Origin of the sequence: Kitasatospora sp. NPDC059571 (assembly GCF_042735675.1) — a bacterium.
Classification (GTDB): Bacteria; Actinomycetota; Actinomycetes; order Streptomycetales; family Streptomycetaceae; genus Kitasatospora.
The window spans coordinates 4,813-21,355 of the sequence record NZ_JBHWBW010000055.1 but is presented as its reverse complement, the minus strand read 5'-3'; the positions used below and the strand labels follow the sequence as shown (position 1 = coordinate 21,355).

11 protein-coding genes and 3 pseudogenes are annotated in these 16,543 nt (G+C 69.3%); 6 read left to right on the top strand and 8 right to left on the bottom strand.

The window, feature by feature from the left end:
- Positions 1 to 137: 137 nt before the first annotated feature.
- Positions 138 to 1,256, bottom strand: a complete 1,119-nt coding sequence (locus ACFV0G_RS09595) for a virginiamycin B lyase (protein WP_380544350.1) — start codon at positions 1,254 to 1,256, stop codon at positions 138 to 140.
- A gap of 486 nt (positions 1,257 to 1,742) precedes the next feature.
- On the opposite strand from ACFV0G_RS09595, the gene ACFV0G_RS09590 reads away from it, so the two are divergent.
- A complete protein-coding gene (locus ACFV0G_RS09590) occupies positions 1,743 to 2,273 on the top strand; it encodes a hypothetical protein (RefSeq protein WP_380544347.1) in 531 nt (176 codons plus the stop codon).
- A gap of 13 nt (positions 2,274 to 2,286) precedes the next feature.
- Positions 2,287 to 3,369, top strand: coding sequence for a peptidase (locus ACFV0G_RS09585; RefSeq protein ID WP_380544344.1), 1,083 nt, complete (start codon positions 2,287 to 2,289; stop codon positions 3,367 to 3,369).
- A gap of 772 nt (positions 3,370 to 4,141) precedes the next feature.
- Here the strand turns inward: ACFV0G_RS09585 and ACFV0G_RS09580 are convergent.
- The 3 genes from ACFV0G_RS09580 to ACFV0G_RS09570 form a co-directional block, all read right to left on the bottom strand.
- A complete protein-coding gene (locus tag ACFV0G_RS09580; protein WP_380544341.1) occupies positions 4,142 to 5,422 on the bottom strand; it encodes a hypothetical protein in 1,281 nt (426 codons plus the stop codon).
- Positions 5,423 to 5,807: 385 nt separating this feature from the next.
- Entirely contained in the window at positions 5,808 to 6,059 is a 252-nt protein-coding gene (locus ACFV0G_RS09575) for a hypothetical protein (RefSeq protein WP_380544338.1), read from the bottom strand.
- A gap of 2,463 nt (positions 6,060 to 8,522) precedes the next feature.
- A complete protein-coding gene (locus ACFV0G_RS09570) occupies positions 8,523 to 8,744 on the bottom strand; it encodes a hypothetical protein (protein WP_380544334.1) in 222 nt (73 codons plus the stop codon).
- 741 nt (positions 8,745 to 9,485) lie between these two features.
- Between ACFV0G_RS09570 and ACFV0G_RS09565 the strand changes: the two genes are divergently transcribed.
- Complete coding sequence (locus ACFV0G_RS09565) at positions 9,486 to 9,740, top strand: hypothetical protein (protein WP_380544331.1); 255 nt, start codon at positions 9,486 to 9,488, stop codon at positions 9,738 to 9,740.
- A 69-nt stretch (positions 9,741 to 9,809) separates the two neighbouring features.
- On the opposite strand, the pseudogene ACFV0G_RS09560 reads toward ACFV0G_RS09565, so the two are convergent.
- Positions 9,810 to 9,950: pseudogene (locus tag ACFV0G_RS09560) on the bottom strand (IS3 family transposase); the annotation flags it as partial.
- Between the two features lie 120 nt (positions 9,951 to 10,070).
- Here ACFV0G_RS09560 and ACFV0G_RS09555 point away from each other — a divergent pair.
- Positions 10,071 to 10,391, top strand: a complete 321-nt coding sequence (locus ACFV0G_RS09555; RefSeq protein WP_380544328.1) for a transposase — start codon at positions 10,071 to 10,073, stop codon at positions 10,389 to 10,391.
- A 24-nt stretch (positions 10,392 to 10,415) separates the two neighbouring features.
- Here the strand turns inward: ACFV0G_RS09555 and ACFV0G_RS09550 are convergent, their stop codons facing one another.
- Positions 10,416 to 11,504 carry a nitrous oxide reductase family maturation protein NosD gene (locus ACFV0G_RS09550; RefSeq protein ID WP_380544324.1) on the bottom strand — a complete coding sequence of 363 codons (1,089 nt, stop codon included), beginning with the start codon at positions 11,502 to 11,504 and terminating at the stop codon, positions 10,416 to 10,418.
- Positions 11,505 to 12,173: 669 nt separating this feature from the next.
- Here ACFV0G_RS09550 and ACFV0G_RS09545 point away from each other — a divergent pair.
- Entirely contained in the window at positions 12,174 to 13,268 is a 1,095-nt protein-coding gene (locus ACFV0G_RS09545) for a methyltransferase (RefSeq protein ID WP_380544321.1), read from the top strand.
- 84 nt (positions 13,269 to 13,352) lie between these two features.
- On the opposite strand, the pseudogene ACFV0G_RS09540 reads toward ACFV0G_RS09545, so the two are convergent.
- Positions 13,353 to 14,169, bottom strand: a pseudogene (locus tag ACFV0G_RS09540) (IS5 family transposase).
- A gap of 431 nt (positions 14,170 to 14,600) precedes the next feature.
- On the opposite strand from ACFV0G_RS09540, the gene ACFV0G_RS09535 reads away from it, so the two are divergent.
- A complete protein-coding gene (locus tag ACFV0G_RS09535; protein ID WP_380544318.1) occupies positions 14,601 to 15,908 on the top strand; it encodes a hypothetical protein in 1,308 nt (435 codons plus the stop codon).
- On the opposite strand, the pseudogene ACFV0G_RS09530 reads toward ACFV0G_RS09535, so the two are convergent.
- Positions 15,905 to 16,300: pseudogene (locus ACFV0G_RS09530) on the bottom strand (hypothetical protein); the annotation flags it as partial. The gene ACFV0G_RS09535 and the pseudogene ACFV0G_RS09530 sit on opposite strands and share 4 nt — an antisense overlap.
- Positions 16,301 to 16,543 lie beyond the last annotated feature (243 nt).

Below are 16,543 nucleotides of genomic sequence, written 5' to 3'. Positions count from 1 at the left end.
CGCGGGCGCGGGGCGCCGCCCCCCCCCCCCCCGCGCCCGGGGCGCCCCCCGCCGGCGGGGGGGCGCGCGGGGGGGGGCGCCGCCCCCCCCCCCCCGGTTCCCTCTCCCGGCCGGGCGGCGGCTCGGATCGGCCCAGGTCAGGGAGTGACCTGTCCGATCTGGCTCGCGGAGTTCTCGGTGAACCAGAGGTCGCCGTCGGATCCGGTGGCGATGTCCAGCGGGTTCGAGTTGGACGTCGTGATCGCCGTCTCGGTGATCGTGCCGCCGGTGGTGATCCGGCCGATGTCGTTGCCGAGGTTCTCGGTGAACCACAAGGCGCCGTCCGGGCCGTTGGTGATGCCCCACGGGAACGGGAAGACAGGGTCGGTGAGGCTGTAGCCGGTGAACGATCCGCCGGTGGTGACCTTCCCGATCTGCGATGCTCCGGCGTCGGTGAACCACAGGTTGTCATCCGGCCCGGAAATGATGCCGATGGGCAGCGAGTCCATGGCGGGGACCGCGTGCTCGGTGACCGTGCCGCCGGTGGTGATCCGGCCGATGCTGCCGTTCAGCACCTCGGTGAACCACAGGGCGCCGTCGGAGCCGGTGGTGATGCTCAGCGGGTAGGCGCCGGTGGTGACCGCGTACTCGGTGATCGTGCCACCGGTGGTGATCCGGCCGATGTTGCCGGCGCCGGGCTCCGCGAACCACAGAGCGCCGTCGGGACCCGCGGTGATGCCCCACGGGTAGGCCCCGGAGGTCGGCAGCGAGTACTCGGTGAACGAGCCGCCGGTGGTGACCCGGCCGATCTTGTCGGTGTTCGACTCGGTGAACCACAGGGCGCCATCGGGCCCCACGGTGATCCCGGCCGGTCCGGCGCCGGTTGTGGGCACCGAGTACTCGGTGAACGAGCCGCCCGTGGTGAGGCGCCCCACCGCGTTCGCGGCGTTCTCGGTGAACCACAGTGCGTCATCGGGACCCGCGGTGATCCCGGCCGGGCCCGATGCGGAGGCGGGCGTCGCCCACTCGGTGACGGAGGTGGCCAGGCGGGCCGGCGACGGCGGCCCGCCAGGCCGGCGGCCGTGCCGGGCGAGGCAGTTCACGAGTCCCGCCGGCCCCCCGTGCCGCAGGCAGGACTTCACCCACGGCCGCAGGGGCGCGGGGCGGCCCGGGGCGTCACCGAAGGCGACGGTGCTGGGCGCACCGAGCGCGCCCGTCAGAGCCAGGACGGCGAACACACGACGAAGCCGCCTGAGGCGGCCGGGGCGGTGGGACATGGGACACCTTTCGAATGAGGACACCGCGACCCTGAGCGCCCGTCAGCACACGCCATCGTCGGCGCCCGGCTCGCGGAAGGGGCCCGCGCGGCCGCCCGCAGGCCGCGACGCGAGGCGTACGGACCGGGACCGCTCACACGATCCCGCCGCGCACGCACAATCCCCGCCGGGCCCGGCGGGAAACGGTGATACGGGTGATATTCCAGACTCTTCACCAATCCGGACCAAGGTGCGAAAGGTGATACGCGAAGAATTTCTCGTCGCGGATTCAGGCGGCGGCTCGAAATGCCCGGTCGAGTGAATTGGGCAAGCGGCCCGCGGGGGCTGATGATACGTTTTCTGCCCGCCCAGCAGGCACCTGGTCAATGCTCGGCCGGACGAGGGAAAGGCGTTTCAACGCCGCGCGCAGGCGGATAATTATCTGGATTGCTAACGGGAGGCGCTCGAATTCATCGCAGTCCATGCTTGGCCGAGAAGGAGAAGTCCATGCGTATCCGATATTCCGTGGTCGCTGGCGTCGCGGCCGCCGTCGCCATCGCCGGTGTGGCCAGCGCCGCCGACACGACGGTCACGTTCTCCGTCTCGGGCGGGGCACTCTCGATCTCCGTCCCTAGCTCGGCCAGCCTGGGCTCCGGACTGCCCGGAAACTCCATCAACGCGCAGCTGGGCGCCGTCACCGTCACCGACGCCCGGGCCCTGCTCACCGCGTCCTGGGTCGCGTCCGTGACCTCCACCAGCTTCACGACGGGCGGCGGCACACCCGCGGAGACCGTCCCCACCAGCGCGGTCTCCTACTGGTCGGGGACCGCAACCGCCACCACCGGCACGGGCACCTTCACCCCCGGCCAGGCCGCGGTTGGCAACGCCCAGGCCCTCAGCAGCAGCCGCACCGCCTTCAGCCTCTCCGGCGGCACCGGCAACAACTCCGCCACATGGAACCCCACGCTCGTCGTCGCTCTCCCCGCCGCCGCAGTGAACGGCACATACACCGGGACGGTGACACATTCGATCGCCTAGCCGGGCGCATGCGATGAGCGCGGCCGCGGGGGTGCTCGCACTGCTCTGCGGCCCGGTCGCCGGTGCGGCCGCCGACCCCGGACAGCCACCACCGTCCACCGGGGGCAGCATCGGTCTCAGACTCCTTGATGCGCCCCGCGGCCGCGAGGCCGACCCCCGCGCACACATGTACATCGTCGATCACCTTGCGCCCGGCGCCGTCATCCACCGCCGGCTACAAGTGACGAACACCTCCGACACCGACCAGCGCGTCGACCTCTACGCCGGCTCCGCCGAGATCGACAACGGCACCTTCACCGCCGAGCCCGACCTCACCCCGAACGAGCTCACGACCTGGGTCTCGGTCGACGACTGCGCCACGCAGGAGGCGGCATCCGCCGCACCGGGGGGATGCGGCACCCCGCGCAAGGACGGGGCGGGCGGGCCGCCGACGCCGCGCCCCCTGGTGCGCCACGTCCCGGCGCACGGCGCAGCCGTGGTCGAGGTCAGCGTCCGGGTTCCGCCGAAGGCGTCCGCCGGTGAGCGGTACGCGGTCGTGTGGGCGCAGGTCGCGGGTCCCGCCGATCAGGCCGGTAACGTCCGTGTGGTCAACCGGGTCGGAGTGCGGCTCTACCTCGACGTCGGCCCCGGGGGCGAGCCGCCGTCCGACTTCCGGATCGGGGAGGTGACCCCCGCGCGCGCGCCCGACGGCACCCCCGAGGTCGTGGCAGTCGTCCGCAACACCGGTGCACGCGCCCTCGACATGACCGGATCGGTGTCCATGACCGAGGGGCCGGGCTCACTCAGCGCCGGTCCCTTCTCGGTGAACCTCGGCACCACACTCGGCATCGGCAGCGCCGGGCGCGTCACGGTCCTGCTGGATCGGCAGCTCCCGGCGGGCCCGTGGAAGGTACGCCTGACCCTGGCCAGTGGCCTGGTCAGACACACCGTCACCGCCACCCTGACCTTCCCCGTCGGCTCCGCCGCCGGCGCGCCGGTCACCCCGGACGCGGCGGACTCCGCCTCGATGACACCGGGCGTCCCCGCCGTCGCGCTGGCCGTCGTCGTCGTGGTCGCGTTCGGCTACGGGGTGGTGCGCCGCCGGAGGGTGAGCTGAGGCCATGCTTCCGTGGAAGGTGTCAGCGTTCTCGGGTAAGTGCCACGGGCGCATCGAGCGCTGATCCGGTCCTCGACGAACGGTGAGAGGTGGTTCAGCGCCCGGCCGGCGTCGCGCACTTCGAGGGATCCGCTCCCGATCCCGGACCGCGAGGTGGAGCACCTTTGACGCGGCGTGCCCCGACGGGAAGCGCCCCCGGTCGCGGTGACCTTCCACGGCTGGAAGTCGACAGACCCGACCGTGTGCGTCGAGTGGACGACCGTCCTTGTCGCCCCGGGAACGTCGGGTGCGGCGGTTGGAGGTCCTGCGTCCGCATCCGGGCGAGCGCCGGCGGAGGCTGGCGTCGACGGCCGGGGCTCGGGTGCTCCGGCACGGTGGCGTGCACCTGGTGGCGAGGACGGCCGGGTCGGCGAGACCGCCGTCCAGTGGGTGTTCGAACTCGAAGGCGGTGCCGAGCCGTGGTCCGAGGGCGTGTCCGGCTCCCGGGCGGTGGTGGTTCCGGGTTGCCCGTGGACCCGGCCTGCCGGCAATGAGGGACCGGAAGAGCGGGGGACCCGATGTCGCTGTCGCCCTGGACGACGAAGTGGCTGCGGTGCCCGGCCGCAGGGCTTTCCCGGCAGGTGCCACCGGGTGACCGCACTCACCGTGGGTCGGCTCGGGCCGTTCGACCACTTCGTTGGCCGCCATCCGCAATGCCTCGTCCGTTCCGCCTGGCCCGAGGGCCGGGGGCGGAGCTCCCGGCCGGACTGTCGGGGGGCTTCGACGCGAGGGGTTACGCGACGGAGTGGGTCACGGTGCCGGTGTAGGTGCCGTTCACGGCGGCGGCGGGGATCGCGACGACGACGGTGGGGGTCCAGCTGGTGGCGCTGTTCCCGTTGCCGGTGGAGCTGAAGGCGGTTCTGGAGCTGCTGAGGGCTTGTTTGGCCGAGGCGTCGCCCTGGCCGGGGGCCGCCGTGACCGTGCCGTTGGTGCTGGTCGCCGGACCGGACCAGTAGAAGACGTTGGTGGCGGTGATCGTCTGGCCGCTGCCGCTGGTGAAGTTCGTGGCGGACACCGTTGCGGTCCAGCTGCTGGTCGCCAGTCCTCGCCCGTCCGTGACGGTCACCGATCCGAGGACCACGCTGATCGTGTCGCCGGGCGCCGCGCTGCCGAGGGACACGGCGGCGGGCAGGGCGATCGACAGAGAGCCGGAGTTGGGGATGATGCTGATCTGGGTGCTGTTGCCGGTGTTGGTCTCGATGGTGTCCACGACCGCGCGGGTGAAGCTGGCCTTGCCGCCGGAGGAGGCGGTCAGCTTTCCGGCGGCGGTGTAAAGGGCGCCGTTGGCAGTGATCTGCGTGCCGTTGCCCGTCACGGTGACCTGCGCGAGATTGTTGCGGTCGGCGATGAACGTCATGCCGGAGAACGCCCCCGTGGTCGGCGCGCTGAGGGTGGACTTGCCGCCGGTCTGGTCGAGGAAGAACGCGCCGGTGGTGGCCGCCGCGCACGCCGTCGGGTAGGCCGGGCAGGCGAGATAGATCGTCACGCCGGTGCCGGCGAGCTTTCCGCCGGAGATCGTCATACCGGTGGTGACGACGTAGGTGCCGGGGTTCAGGGTGAGCGTGCCGGACAGGGACGTGATGCTGGTGTACACCCCCGCGCTGATCGTCTGGTTCCCGGTGACGTGGTTGATGGTGGGGTACGGCGAGGCCGGCGTCGTCGGGCAGGCCGTCGCGGCCGGGCACTGGGCCAGGGCCGCGTAAGGGTCGGTCGCGGCGGCCTGGTTGGTCGGGGCCGGGCTGTACGCGCCGCCGCCCGAGGCGGCGAAACCGGCCGGCGCCGCCGGGCCGCCGATGGTACCTCCGGTTGCCGTGACCGTGGTGCTGCCGCTGACGAGCGCGGCTTGGCTGTTCGTCGAGTTGACCCGGATGTCGCCGGTGACCTGCAGGCTTCCAGGGTGGACGTACAGGGCGTCCGCGGCGTTGGGGCTGAGGACGCACAGGCTCGCCGTGCACGCGCCCGCGGCTCGAGCGAGGTGGGGTGGACCGGCAACCGCCCACGCCAGCGCAGACACGAGGGCGAGCACAGCGGCGCAGACCGTCCGGGGCGCGCAGCGTGGTCCGCGGCTGCGGTCACGTGCGGCCACAGGTCCGGGGAGCGGGGACGCGTCAGGGCGGCGCCTCGGCCACCCGGACGGCTGGCCCGCGCCCTCGCGTCGCCCGGCCCGTACCCGGGCGGTCCCTGATCGTCCGGCGGTGAGTCCCATCGTCACCTCCACCCACCTCAGGACGGCTGCAAATGCATCAAATGCATGCGAAGCCGAATTTTCATAAGAAAAGTGACGCCATTTCAGCATGGCGGGCCGTCCGGCCGGCGGAATCGGTCCGCCGTGAACTCCGGCAGGCCTCCTCAGCGAATTCATGGTTGACCGTCCTGTCGCCGGCAGGGCTCGTGCAAGATCATACCGACCTTGCAAGAGCCCTGGCAGTGGGGCTGAGTTCCGCGACGATCTCGTCGCTATGGTTCGCTGCGAGGAGGAACAGCTCGGAGACGATGCGATGTTTCGGCTCGCGGGTCTGCCAGTAGATGCGATCGACCGCGGCGGCGAACGCCGCACTGGCCTCGTTCGATACGTACCAGCTGCGGCGGGTCATTCCGCTCGTCCCCGCGTGCTCCGCCTCGGGAAGCAGGCTCACGCTGTCTTCACTCATCAGTCATCCTCGACTCCGTCCCGCCCGGGCTCTCCGGGCATGGCAAGACACCGTCCGGAGGGACGGAAGGGCGCGTGGGGTGGCGCGGGACGGCGGGTGACGGCGGGACGTCAGGTGTCCCGTGTGCGGAAAGGGACCAAGCCCGTCCCGTCCGTCTGCGTATCACCGCCCTTGGCCCGCCCGCGCTCTGCTGCCGAGCCCTTGGCGACGTTGGCCGGCCAGGCCGCTGCCCGTGCACCCCCAGGTCTTCCGGTCGTACCGGTTTGCCGCCCCGGACCGGGAACCGGCCGACTCCCGGCGCCGCCGTCCACCGAGGACCGGCACGTCGGCACTCGCGTGTTCGCAACGGTCCCTGCCGAAAGTGGAGTACGCCCCCGGCCGAAGGCCTGGCGAGGGCGCGTCCGGGCGAGGAAGAAGGCTACTTGGGGCCGATGGGCGCAGCGATGGTGGGAGCGAGGGCGACGGCGGGCGGCCTTCGTCCTGGTCGACGCCGATCGCGACCGCCTGGACACTGACCTCATGGCCGGGGTGGACGGTGACGTACTCATGGACGGTGTCCCGGTGTTGGCACGGCCGTTCTCGATGACTGCGGTGCGGCGGTCCGGGCCCTGACAGCCGCGGGCGGGTTGACCTCGACGTGCTGGTGGATGTCGTCCGCGTGCAGGCCGGGTCGGTCGTGCCGGTGACGGGGGCGAAAGCAGTCAGCGTGGGGCCGGCAGGGCGCAGGACCAGGGTTTTCACGACCCTCCTGAGGCAGTTGGGGATCTGGACCTTCATCGTGCGGCGCTCACAGGCCTCTCCGATTTGATTTCTCCGGTCTTTCACCGCGTCGGGTGAAAAAGTTGCCCCGTGCGGGGGGAAGCAATCGGCACTGCCCGGCGCGGAGGGCAACTTGCCGGCGGTCGAGCGGCGTTTATCGTTCGCTCACCAAATTCCCCGGAAAGTGCTCGTTGAAATTCCCCAGAGGCCGCCCGAAATGGTTCGTGCGTCAGGTCGCTGTTAGGTCGACGAGCGCTCCGGAGGCGGTCGGCGGGTGACTTGCCAGGGGGAGATGTGAGGTGAGCTCCTAGACGGCTTTCAGCTCTTGTTGGTCAGGCTGCCGTCTGCGGGTGCGCATGGTTCGCGCTATGCGAATCTCCCCAGCGCGCATGGCGGACAATTCCGTACTGCGCCACTAGGGTTTGCCATGTGAACGAACGGAGCCTGATCAGAGAGTTGCTTCCGGCGATTATCCTGTCAGTGATGGCCTGGCTGATCATTTTTGCGGTCATCATCTGCGTCATGCAATGATCGGTCAGTTTCCCGGCGGGATTCCCGCCCGAAGATCGGCCATGTGCGGGCGAAGCGGCCCCGGACGCTGCCGTCGGCGCCGTCCACGTTGACCGTGGAGACGGACTCCGCCGCGGATCTCCGGCGGATGCCGGACACGAACACGGACGCGGTCTGCGGCATCGACCTCGGTCCGTCGCATTTCGCGGCCCTCTCTGACGGGCGGAAGATTGACAGTCCCGGCTCCAGCGTCGCGCGGAGAAGAAGCTCAAGCGCGCACAGCAGAGCCTCCGCCGCAAGGAGAAGGGAGCGAACGATGAGAAGGCTCGGGTGAAGGCCGCCCGAGCCCAAGCGGCCGTGGCAGACGCCCGGCGCGAGTCCCATCACCGCTCTCCACGATGGTGATCCGCGAGGACCCAACGGTCGCTGTCGAGGATCTGGCCGTGACGGCGCTCGCCCGCACCCGCATGGCCAGGTCCGTCCACGATGCCGGATGGCCGCAGTTCGTTGCGATGCCGAATGACAAGGCAGTCCGGCACGGGCGCGCCCTTCCACCGCACCGGACGCTTGGAGCCAACCTCATGTTTGAACACCCCAGCGGTACGGGGCCGTTCTTGACGCCGCAGTCCGAGCCGACTTGCGACTGTTTCTCCGCGCTGCGCGGGCACGAGGCCCGGCCTGCCTGCGCTCCGCAGGCTGTCACCGCCCGTCCGGCGGCCTTGACCTCCAGGGTGGCGTTCACGTCCCGGTGGCCGTAGGCGGCCCGCACACCCCGCATGAGCCCACCACGGCGAGCAGGGCGGGATCACGAGCTCCGACCCCAGCCGATGACCGGCTGCTGCCGGTCGAGCGGGCCTGTTTTCCTGAGCCTTGCACCGAGGACATGCCGCCCGGCGTACCCGTCGCCGGCTCGGACCCGCCCCCAACGCAGGGCTGACGCCCCCAACGACCATGTCCGACCGGCCCGCCGGCCACGGCGCGTACCTTGCCGCCGATGCCACGGCCGCACTTCGGCGGCCTGTATCGCCGCCGACCAGCCGGTGAGTCCGATCGTCAGCCGGCGTGCTGTCGCTCCGAGTTCGGTGGGTCCGCCCTCACCCGTTCCGCTCGGCGGGCCGTTCCCGGCGGAAAGAGGAAGCCTGGTCGGCGAGGGCCATCCCCGGGGACGTCGCCTGGTCCGGTGGCCGGAGGGATCTACGGAATATCCGGGTGTTCCGCACTGGGGCGCGGTCTCTCCGTGATGATCTTGTAGAGGCCGGGACCCGTCTTGCGGAACCACCCGCCCACGGCCTTGGCGAGCCGTGCCCGCTGCACATCCAGGTGGTCCATCGAGACTCCCGGAGGGATCTCCACATACTCGCGGATCAGAGCGATCTCCTCCGGTGTCAGCTCCGGCTGCGGCACGACAACCTCCACGAATTCATTAAAACGGCTACCAGGCCAATCAAACGGCCATACATCACCGAATAATGCTGGACTGACAAAGAGTCAGGGACGATCGTGACCGCCGACATCCTTCTCCGACAGCCTGGCCCGACGATTCTTGAGCGGCCCTCTTCCTTCGAACGCACACCAAGGACGCTTCTTTGCAGGGCCGCCGGCTGCCCGCGGCTTGTCGCCGGCTCGGCCACCTTGCCGACGATCCGCGCCTCGGACGATCACACACCAGATGCCGGGCGAGGCGGCCCGCCGCCGGTACGAGGCCGGTGACGCCGGCGGCACCCATGCCCAGCAAGAGGCCCAGCTTGCCCAGGCCTTCGGCGAGCACCCCTCAAGGGGTGCGGCCCACTTCGATGTCGAACGATATCTCCTGAATGGACCTGGAACCCCATGGCGACCTCTGTGTCGCCGAAAACACCGCCAGGGACCGCCGGTCCACTCATGAGAAAGGAAAAGAGCCCGGTCCAGGCAGGAGAATCCCAGGCAGCAGCGGAGACGTTCTGATCGTGGCGACGCGTGCGAGCGACGACTGCGCGGCGTCCGGACCACCCGCGTCCCGTCGCTCCGCCTCGCGCACGCGGAAGGACCCGTCGCCTCGACCGCGGACCCGGAGGGGCTGATGACCCTCCCGACACTGTGTACCTGGTTGCCGACGACGTCGACGCTTCTGGCTGAGCAGCCCGGGCGAGCACGCCGGTACACGGTGATGATGACGAGATGAGCGATCCGTACGAGCACGATCCCGAGGCGGTGCCGACGCAGCTCGCCGAGCTGCAGACGCTGGCGACCAAGGCGGTGGCGGCGTGGCGAGCCGGCGACCGGCACGGCGCGACCGAGGCGGCCACCGCGGCGGTGCCGGCCAGCGCGGCGGCGCTCTCCGCGCTGAACGTCCTCCTGGAGCTCGACCGCGCCCGCGCCGAGAGCGACCGAGCCAGCCAGAACCAAGGCACCGCCGGGCAATGGCTCGGCTGAGTCCACGGCACTCCCCGCCTCACCCACGTCCACGACGCGCCTTGAACCGCACCGGGTTGGCCGGAGACTCTACGTTGTGACCGTGGCCAGGGGTTTCGTGGCTGTCAGATAGTAGTCGGCTTCGTATTCGGCTGGCGGGACGCGGCCTATCTCACCGTGGAGTCGGCGGTGGCTGTGCCAGTCCACCCACTCGGCGGTGGCCAGTTCGACCTCGGCTGACCCTTAACCAGATGCGTGGCCTGGGAGCTGCTGTCTGGGCTTGATCCGCTTTGACGGACATCCCTGATCAGGGGCTTCGGCCCCGGAGGGATGATGTCCATCATGGAGAGCGTGGGAAAGAAGAAGCCGCGTCCCAGGCGCTCGTTCACGCCGGAGTTCAAGTCGGAAATTGTCGACCTGTGCCGCACGGGTGACCGATCGGTGGGCCAGGTCGCGAAGGACTTCGATCTGACCGGGACCGCGGTGCGGGACTGGGTGAAGCAGGCCGAGACAGACGCCCGCGAGCGGGACGGTCCGACCAGCGACGAGCGCGAGGAACTGGCCCGGCTGCAGCGGGAGAACCGCCGCCTGCGTGAGGACGTGGACATCCTCAATCGCGCCCCGGCGGACCAGCGCCCCGATCCCAGATCCACACCGTCGAGACCCCGCTGAACTGCGGAAGCCAGGCTGGTGGGGTCAGCAGCGGCCAGCCGGTTCGGAGACGGAGCAGTGGTTGAGGGTGAAGGAGTTGGTGGTGTCGCCTTCGCGGTCGACCAGGTCGGCCGGCGAGTTGCCGGACGCGTGGTTGCCGCGAACGGTGTTCCGGGTGTTGGCCACACCGACCAGACTGTGGAAGAGCACAATGCCACCGGACATCGGTGAGTCGCCGACGTTGTCGCTGACCTTGTTCTGCGTCACCGAGACGTCCTCGGCGCCAGTGAGGAGGATGCCGGTGCCCTGCATGTGCGTGAGCCCAGCGTAGGGTGCGCAGTACTGGTTGTTGGCGATGACCTGGTTGCGGGTGACGCTCAGCGAGCCGGCCCGGGGCACGGTCTCGTCGCCGACGATGAAGATGCCTCCGCAGTTGCCCTGGATGTCGTTCTGCTCGATGCTGAGGTCGCGCAAGCGGCGGACGGCGATTCCGATCCGATTTCCGGTGAGGCGGTTGCCACTGACCATGGTGCCGCGGGTGCCGATTGCGCCGTTGCCTTTACCGTCCACGATGTTGGCGAGGAAGATGCCGGACTGGCCGTTGCCTGTCGATTCATTGCCGACGATCACGGCGCGGGTGGACTTCTCCTGGCTGATGCCCTGCTGGCCGTTATCGTGGATGTAGGTGGCGCGCACGGTCATGCCGTCGGTCGCGCTGGCGTTGATGCCGTTCTTCCGGAAGCCAGTGAGGGCAAGAGCCTCGATAGTGATGCCCCCGAGCGGGCTCTGGTCAGTGCCGACTACGCAGAGACCGTGCCCGGCGGCAGCACAGGCCTGGTCACCTGCGGTGCCGCCGGCGGCATCGCCTGGGGTGATGACACTGCTGGGACCCGCGCCGCGAAGCGTGAGGCCGGGGGTGGAAATCCGGACGCTACCGACGTAGGTGCCGGGGAGCAGCTGGACGGTGTCGCCGGGGATTGCCGAGTCGACGGCTTGCTGAATCGATTCGCCCGGCTGCACTACGTGCAGGTGCCCGGTGGCATGAGCCGGCGACGCCGCGCCGGCCAGGACGGTGGTGAGGGTGGTCGCGGCGGCGGTGGCCGCGGCAAGGCGATGGACTCGGCGCCTGGGCATGAGCGGTGACCTGCTTTCCTACTGCGTTCGGGGATGCCGTGCGGTGACGCGATGTGATCACCGGTGACTTCATTGTGTGGGTGGCTGGCTCGGACCGACGCTAGGGGCACTGCCCGGGGGCTGCCACCAGGGCTGGGCTGACGGGCTGACGGAACGTCGGCTTGCCCCGTGAGCGCGCCTGGCCGGAGAGCTGGTGCTCGCTGAAGGCGACCATCTGGTGCCGGACGGTTGGCCGGACCTCCTCACCTTCGAAGCCGACCGGCCTCGGCAAGCGGCATACCGTCGGGTCGAACCAAGCTCTCAATCGGCGGGCGGCTCCCCGCTCTTCGCTCGCCGAACCTCCCCATTCGCTTCAACCGGCAACGATCTGTGGCGAAGGGTGAGCAGGTGTGGACTTCCGAGCTCTCATCAACAACGCAGTGGATAAGCGCCGTTCACCCCGGCGGAGTGCGGACCACCGGGGACCATGCCAAGCTGACGTTGATCCGGGGCAGATGGCTGTCCGCTGGGGCCGGCCGACCACAGCAGCACTGAACAAGAGCCGCCCACGGTGACGCACCCGCACCCGCACCGGCGCCAGCGCCGCATGCCCGACGCGAGCCGTCCTCGGAGAACTCCAAGCATCCCCCGAGCTTCGGGTAGCAGCTACTGACGACAAGGAGAAGCCACGTGCAGAACATCAGGGTCTACAAAGAGCAGGGATCGCCGAACGCCCGCGAGAACACGGTCAAGCACCCGCCGGGTGCGGCTCCCGAGCCGGTGGACCGGCGGCCACAGCAACAGATGATGGACCTGCTGCACGGCGCTCTTGTCACACAACTCCTCGTTGTGGCATCTGAGTTCGATGTCGCGGAGATCCTGGCGGACGGGCCGCTGCCGGTGTCGGAGCTCGCCCTCCGGTGTGGGGCTCACCAGCGATCACTGCACCGGTTGTTGCGGGCGTTGGCCGCTCACGGCGTCTTTCAGGAGGTGGAGCCCGGGGCCTTCGCCCTGACCTCACTGGCCGAGACGCTGCGCGCCGACGTGCCCGGGTCGGTTCGGGCATGGATCAGGTTCTGGGGGATACCCGAGAAACTCCAGGCCATCAACTCGCTCTCGTACTCGGTGCGCACCGGTCGTCCGGCGTTCCCGCACGTGCACGGCACGGAATGGTGGTCACACCTGGCTGCCCACCCGGAGCACGCTGAAATCTTCAACGACGCAATGGGCGAAATGGCCAGGCGTGTGCATGCCGTGGCGGTGGAGAGCTGTGACCTGACCGACGTAAGGCGGGTGGTCGACGTCGGGGGCGGGCATGGGCACCTGCTTGCCACGATTCTGCCACGCCACCCGGAACTGCGGGCCACCCTACTGGACCAGCCGTCGGTGGTTCGTGGTGCGAAGACGGTGCTGGAGGCGGCCGGCGTCGCCGACCGGGTAGACCTGGTAGGCGGGGACTTCTTTGACAGCGTGCCGAAGGGCGCGGACGCTTACTTCCTGTCGATGATCCTGCACGACTGGGACGACGAGCAGTGCACAACGGTGCTAGGCATGATCCGGCGGGCGATGGCGCCCGATGCCCGGGTCGTCGTGATCGACGCCATCGTGCCGGAGGACAACGCACCGCACGACGGGAAGCTGCGGGACACCGTCATGATGGCACTGCACCCGGGCCGGGAGCGTACCGAGGCGGAGTTCACCGCGCTGTTCGCGGCCGCGGGTCTGCGTCACGTCTCGACGACGGGGCTGGCCTCCTCGACAGGCCTGTTGGTCGCGCGGGCCTGACCGGCGGCAGGGCGCCAGCTTCAGGCGGCTGGTTCCCCCCGCTCTCACGACGACTGCGGTTCGGGCACCGGCACTCCGTACCGGTCAGCGATCCGACCCATCAACGACGAGGCCGTCTCTCCGGCCAGCGGGGCGACACGGAAGACCCCAGAAGCCATGACCCCAACCTTCCGAAGGGGCGAGGCGGCGGTGGTTCATCAGCCGGCCGAAGGTGCGCTCGACGACCCCTCGGCGGGGCTGGACGACGAATCCCTGGTGGCGGGGTCGCGCCGGACGATCTCGACATCGATGCCCAGGGCGGCGCCGTGCTCGACAACGGCGTTTTTGTAGCCCATGTCGGCGCAGGCCTTGCGGACGGTCGGTGCTCGGTGGCGGCAGCGGTCAGCAGTTGTCGGCCGGCGGCGTTGTCCTGGACGCTCGCGGCGGTCACCAGCACCACGAGCAGGAGGCCGATCGTGTCGGTGACGATATTGCGTTTTCTGCTCACGATCCGCTTCCCGACATCGGGGCCCTGGGGTCGAGGCTGGAACGCTCGTGGAGGTCTTCACGCTCTGAGAGTCCACGATGCAGGCCGACGGCTCCGGATCCCGACCCTCGGCAGTGCGGACCAGACGCCGCAGGAGTTCGTTGAGCTGCTCGAGCACTCCCTCTTTCTGCCAGCGTGCGAAGTAGGCGTAGACGGTCTCCCAGGGTGGGCACTGCGTGGGAGGTAGCGCCAGGAGATACCGGTGCGGTCGACGTCGAGGATCGCGGCGAGGAGGTCGCGCAGGTCGTGCTCGGCTGGTCGGCCAAACGAGAGTGCGCGTGCGGTGCGTTCCTGGCGCCAGGCGGTCAGGGTGGGTTCGATCAGGGCCCAGCGGGCGTCGGACAGGTCGCCCGGACACGGCCGACGATCCGTCATGATGGCGGCATACTGCGGGATCGCCGCCTTGGCCACGGACCGCGCACCGGGCGCGGACGGATGGCCATCGGGGCCGGTCTTTTTGGATTGAGACAGGACGGAGTGCGCATCTCCGGCGGGCTTCGCGGGCAGGTGCCACGCTGGTCACTTCTGCCTCGACAGTCGCGCCCGGGACTCCGACTGGACGGCTCGAAATCCCGCATCAACCAGCGCATTCATTGCACTGGCGGTCGCCCGTGGGCGGCGCGGTTGGCGTAATCCGCTGCTCGGCTGGCGAATGGCTGACTGACTTGAAGCCCGGGCTCCGTCGTGTTGCAAGTGCGGAGAGTAATAGGAGAGGTAGCTTATGGTTACCCGCTGCTGTTGTGATTCTTGGCCGCTCTACGCTGCTTGCGGCCACGGGCGAGCCGCCAGGGACGAAAGGTTTGCCCATGCACGTCGTCTTCAGTCGAACTCGTCTCAGCAGGGCCATTCTGGCGGCCTGCGGAGTGCCGCTCCTGCTCGCACCGCACGCGATTGTCGGTTCCAGGGCCGGAGCCGCCGAATCGCTCTCGCCCGACCGTGGTAACCACGGCAGCGGTGCGGTCATCACCGTGACGACCGTCAAAGTCGGCGCGCCCGGTAACCCTGCGGTAGGCGTCGTCCCGTTCACGGACGCCGTCTATCGCACGTGCGCCGACGCCCCTCCCACGTCGACCGGCTGTCTGATGGTCGGTGCCGTCCGAGATCCCTACCAAATTGGGCAGTTGGAGGTCACAGTCGCCGAATGGGTGGCTTTCCTGAACACGGTCGATCCTGAGGGCCGCGACCCCCATCGCCTTTACGACAGGACCGAGAGCTCGTCTGCGTGGCCGAAGTACGGCCCGATCGACTTCTCCGCCGGCGCTGGCGACGGCCGCCACTACTCGGTGGCGTATCCGGAATGGGCGGACAAGCCTTACGGCTTCGCAAACTTCCTGAAGGCCGCGCGCTTCGTCAACTCGCTCTACAACGGCCGACTGATCTCCAGGCAGGACAGCAGTGGCAACGGGTTCAACTACGTCAGATACCAAGTCGAACTGTCGCGACAGACCGAGCGTGGGATGTACGACCTCGCCCGGCCGGACGCGACCCGAGCCCATGACTCCGGCTTCGTCGTGCCGAGCCAGGACGAGTGGATCAAGGCGGCCTACTTCGACCCGAAAGGCGGCGGCACTTACTCCTACTGGAAGTACCCGACCAATCCGGGAGTCTTCGGCGACGGCGAGGCGACCGCCCCGTCCCCCACGCTCCTTAATTCCGCCAACGGGGACGTCGTCAACGCGGCGACCCAGCCACTCGCCTCGTACCACGCCACCAGCCAGCCGGCCCCCACCTGGTGCCCCAGTGAGGTGCAGTCCGATGTCTGCGCCACCGTCAATCCGTTCGGACTGGACCCTGTCAGCTACGCCAGCCTCTACCAGGGCAGCCTCAGTACGGTAGGTCAGGCCAGGAGCGCTTCACCCTGGGGCACCCTCGACCAGGGCGGCAACGCGGTCGAATGGACCGACACGATCACAACGCCACCGACCGGAGGTGACTCCGAACGGATCTGGCGTCGCGCGCACGGGGGTGTATCCAACGCGGGCGCGTACCAGATGTGGCCTTCCGCGGTCGGGCTTCAGCCACAGGACAATGCGTTCTTCAGCCTCACCTATCCGTGGCTCGGCATCAGGATCGGAGTGATCGGAGACCTGGAGCCTCGGGGCGGCAACAGCTAGTACTGCAGTTGCGGTTCTTCGTTTGTCTTGGTCAGTGGCCTGTTGTTGAGTCCAGTGGGCTGACGGTCTGTCATGTTGGCTGCGGTTTGTGACTCCCTCGATCGGGGCGCGTTCGGCGTTGGTAGTGGCAGCGGCGGGCGACGGCCTTGCTGGCGGCGCCAGTTCGACTGGGCGAGCATGGCGAGCGTGAAGTGCCGGTACCAACCGACGTAGCGACGGACCTCGTACTCGTCCAGGCCGTATTCGTTCTTCGCGGCCTGGAAGCACTCCTCGATCGCCCAGCGGGCGCCGGCGACGCGGACGAGCTCGGGGACGGTCGTGCCGGCCGGGGCGTGGGCCAGGTAGTAGGCGACCTCGTCGGGTGGGGCCAGGCTGCGGCGGGCCAGGACCCAGCGTTGGTGTGCCGCGTCGTCGCCGTCGAACTCGGCAACCGCGGGCAGCCGGGCCGCGGCCCAGGGCGGTTTCTGGTGGTCGTCGCAACACGTGGTTGGTTGGTTAGGCCGCGAGGAGTTTAGCCAGGCGCGGGGGGGGGGGGTTACATCCCCGCGGGTTTGGTGGTAGGGGGGTGTGGGTGTTGGGGACGAAAACCACCTTGTGGGGGGTTTTGGGCGAGTGTGAGATTACCGAAGGGGAAT

Bases quoted from the DNA above. Each gene is read 5' to 3' on its own strand.
- ACFV0G_RS09590 (WP_380544347.1), top strand. From the start codon at position 1,743: ATGCGTATCCGATATTCCGTGGTCGCTGGCGTCGCGGCCGCCGTCGCC.
- ACFV0G_RS09535 (WP_380544318.1), top strand. From the start codon at position 14,601: ATGCACGTCGTCTTCAGTCGAACTCGTCTCAGCAGGGCCATTCTGGCG.
- ACFV0G_RS09550 (WP_380544324.1), bottom strand. From the start codon at position 11,504: ATGCCCAGGCGCCGAGTCCATCGCCTTGCCGCGGCCACCGCCGCCGCG.
- ACFV0G_RS09585 (WP_380544344.1), top strand. From the start codon at position 2,287: ATGAGCGCGGCCGCGGGGGTGCTCGCACTGCTCTGCGGCCCGGTCGCC.
- ACFV0G_RS09565 (WP_380544331.1), top strand. From the start codon at position 9,486: ATGAGCGATCCGTACGAGCACGATCCCGAGGCGGTGCCGACGCAGCTC.
- ACFV0G_RS09595 (WP_380544350.1), bottom strand. From the start codon at position 1,256: ATGTCCCACCGCCCCGGCCGCCTCAGGCGGCTTCGTCGTGTGTTCGCC.
- ACFV0G_RS09575 (WP_380544338.1), bottom strand. From the start codon at position 6,059: ATGAGTGAAGACAGCGTGAGCCTGCTTCCCGAGGCGGAGCACGCGGGG.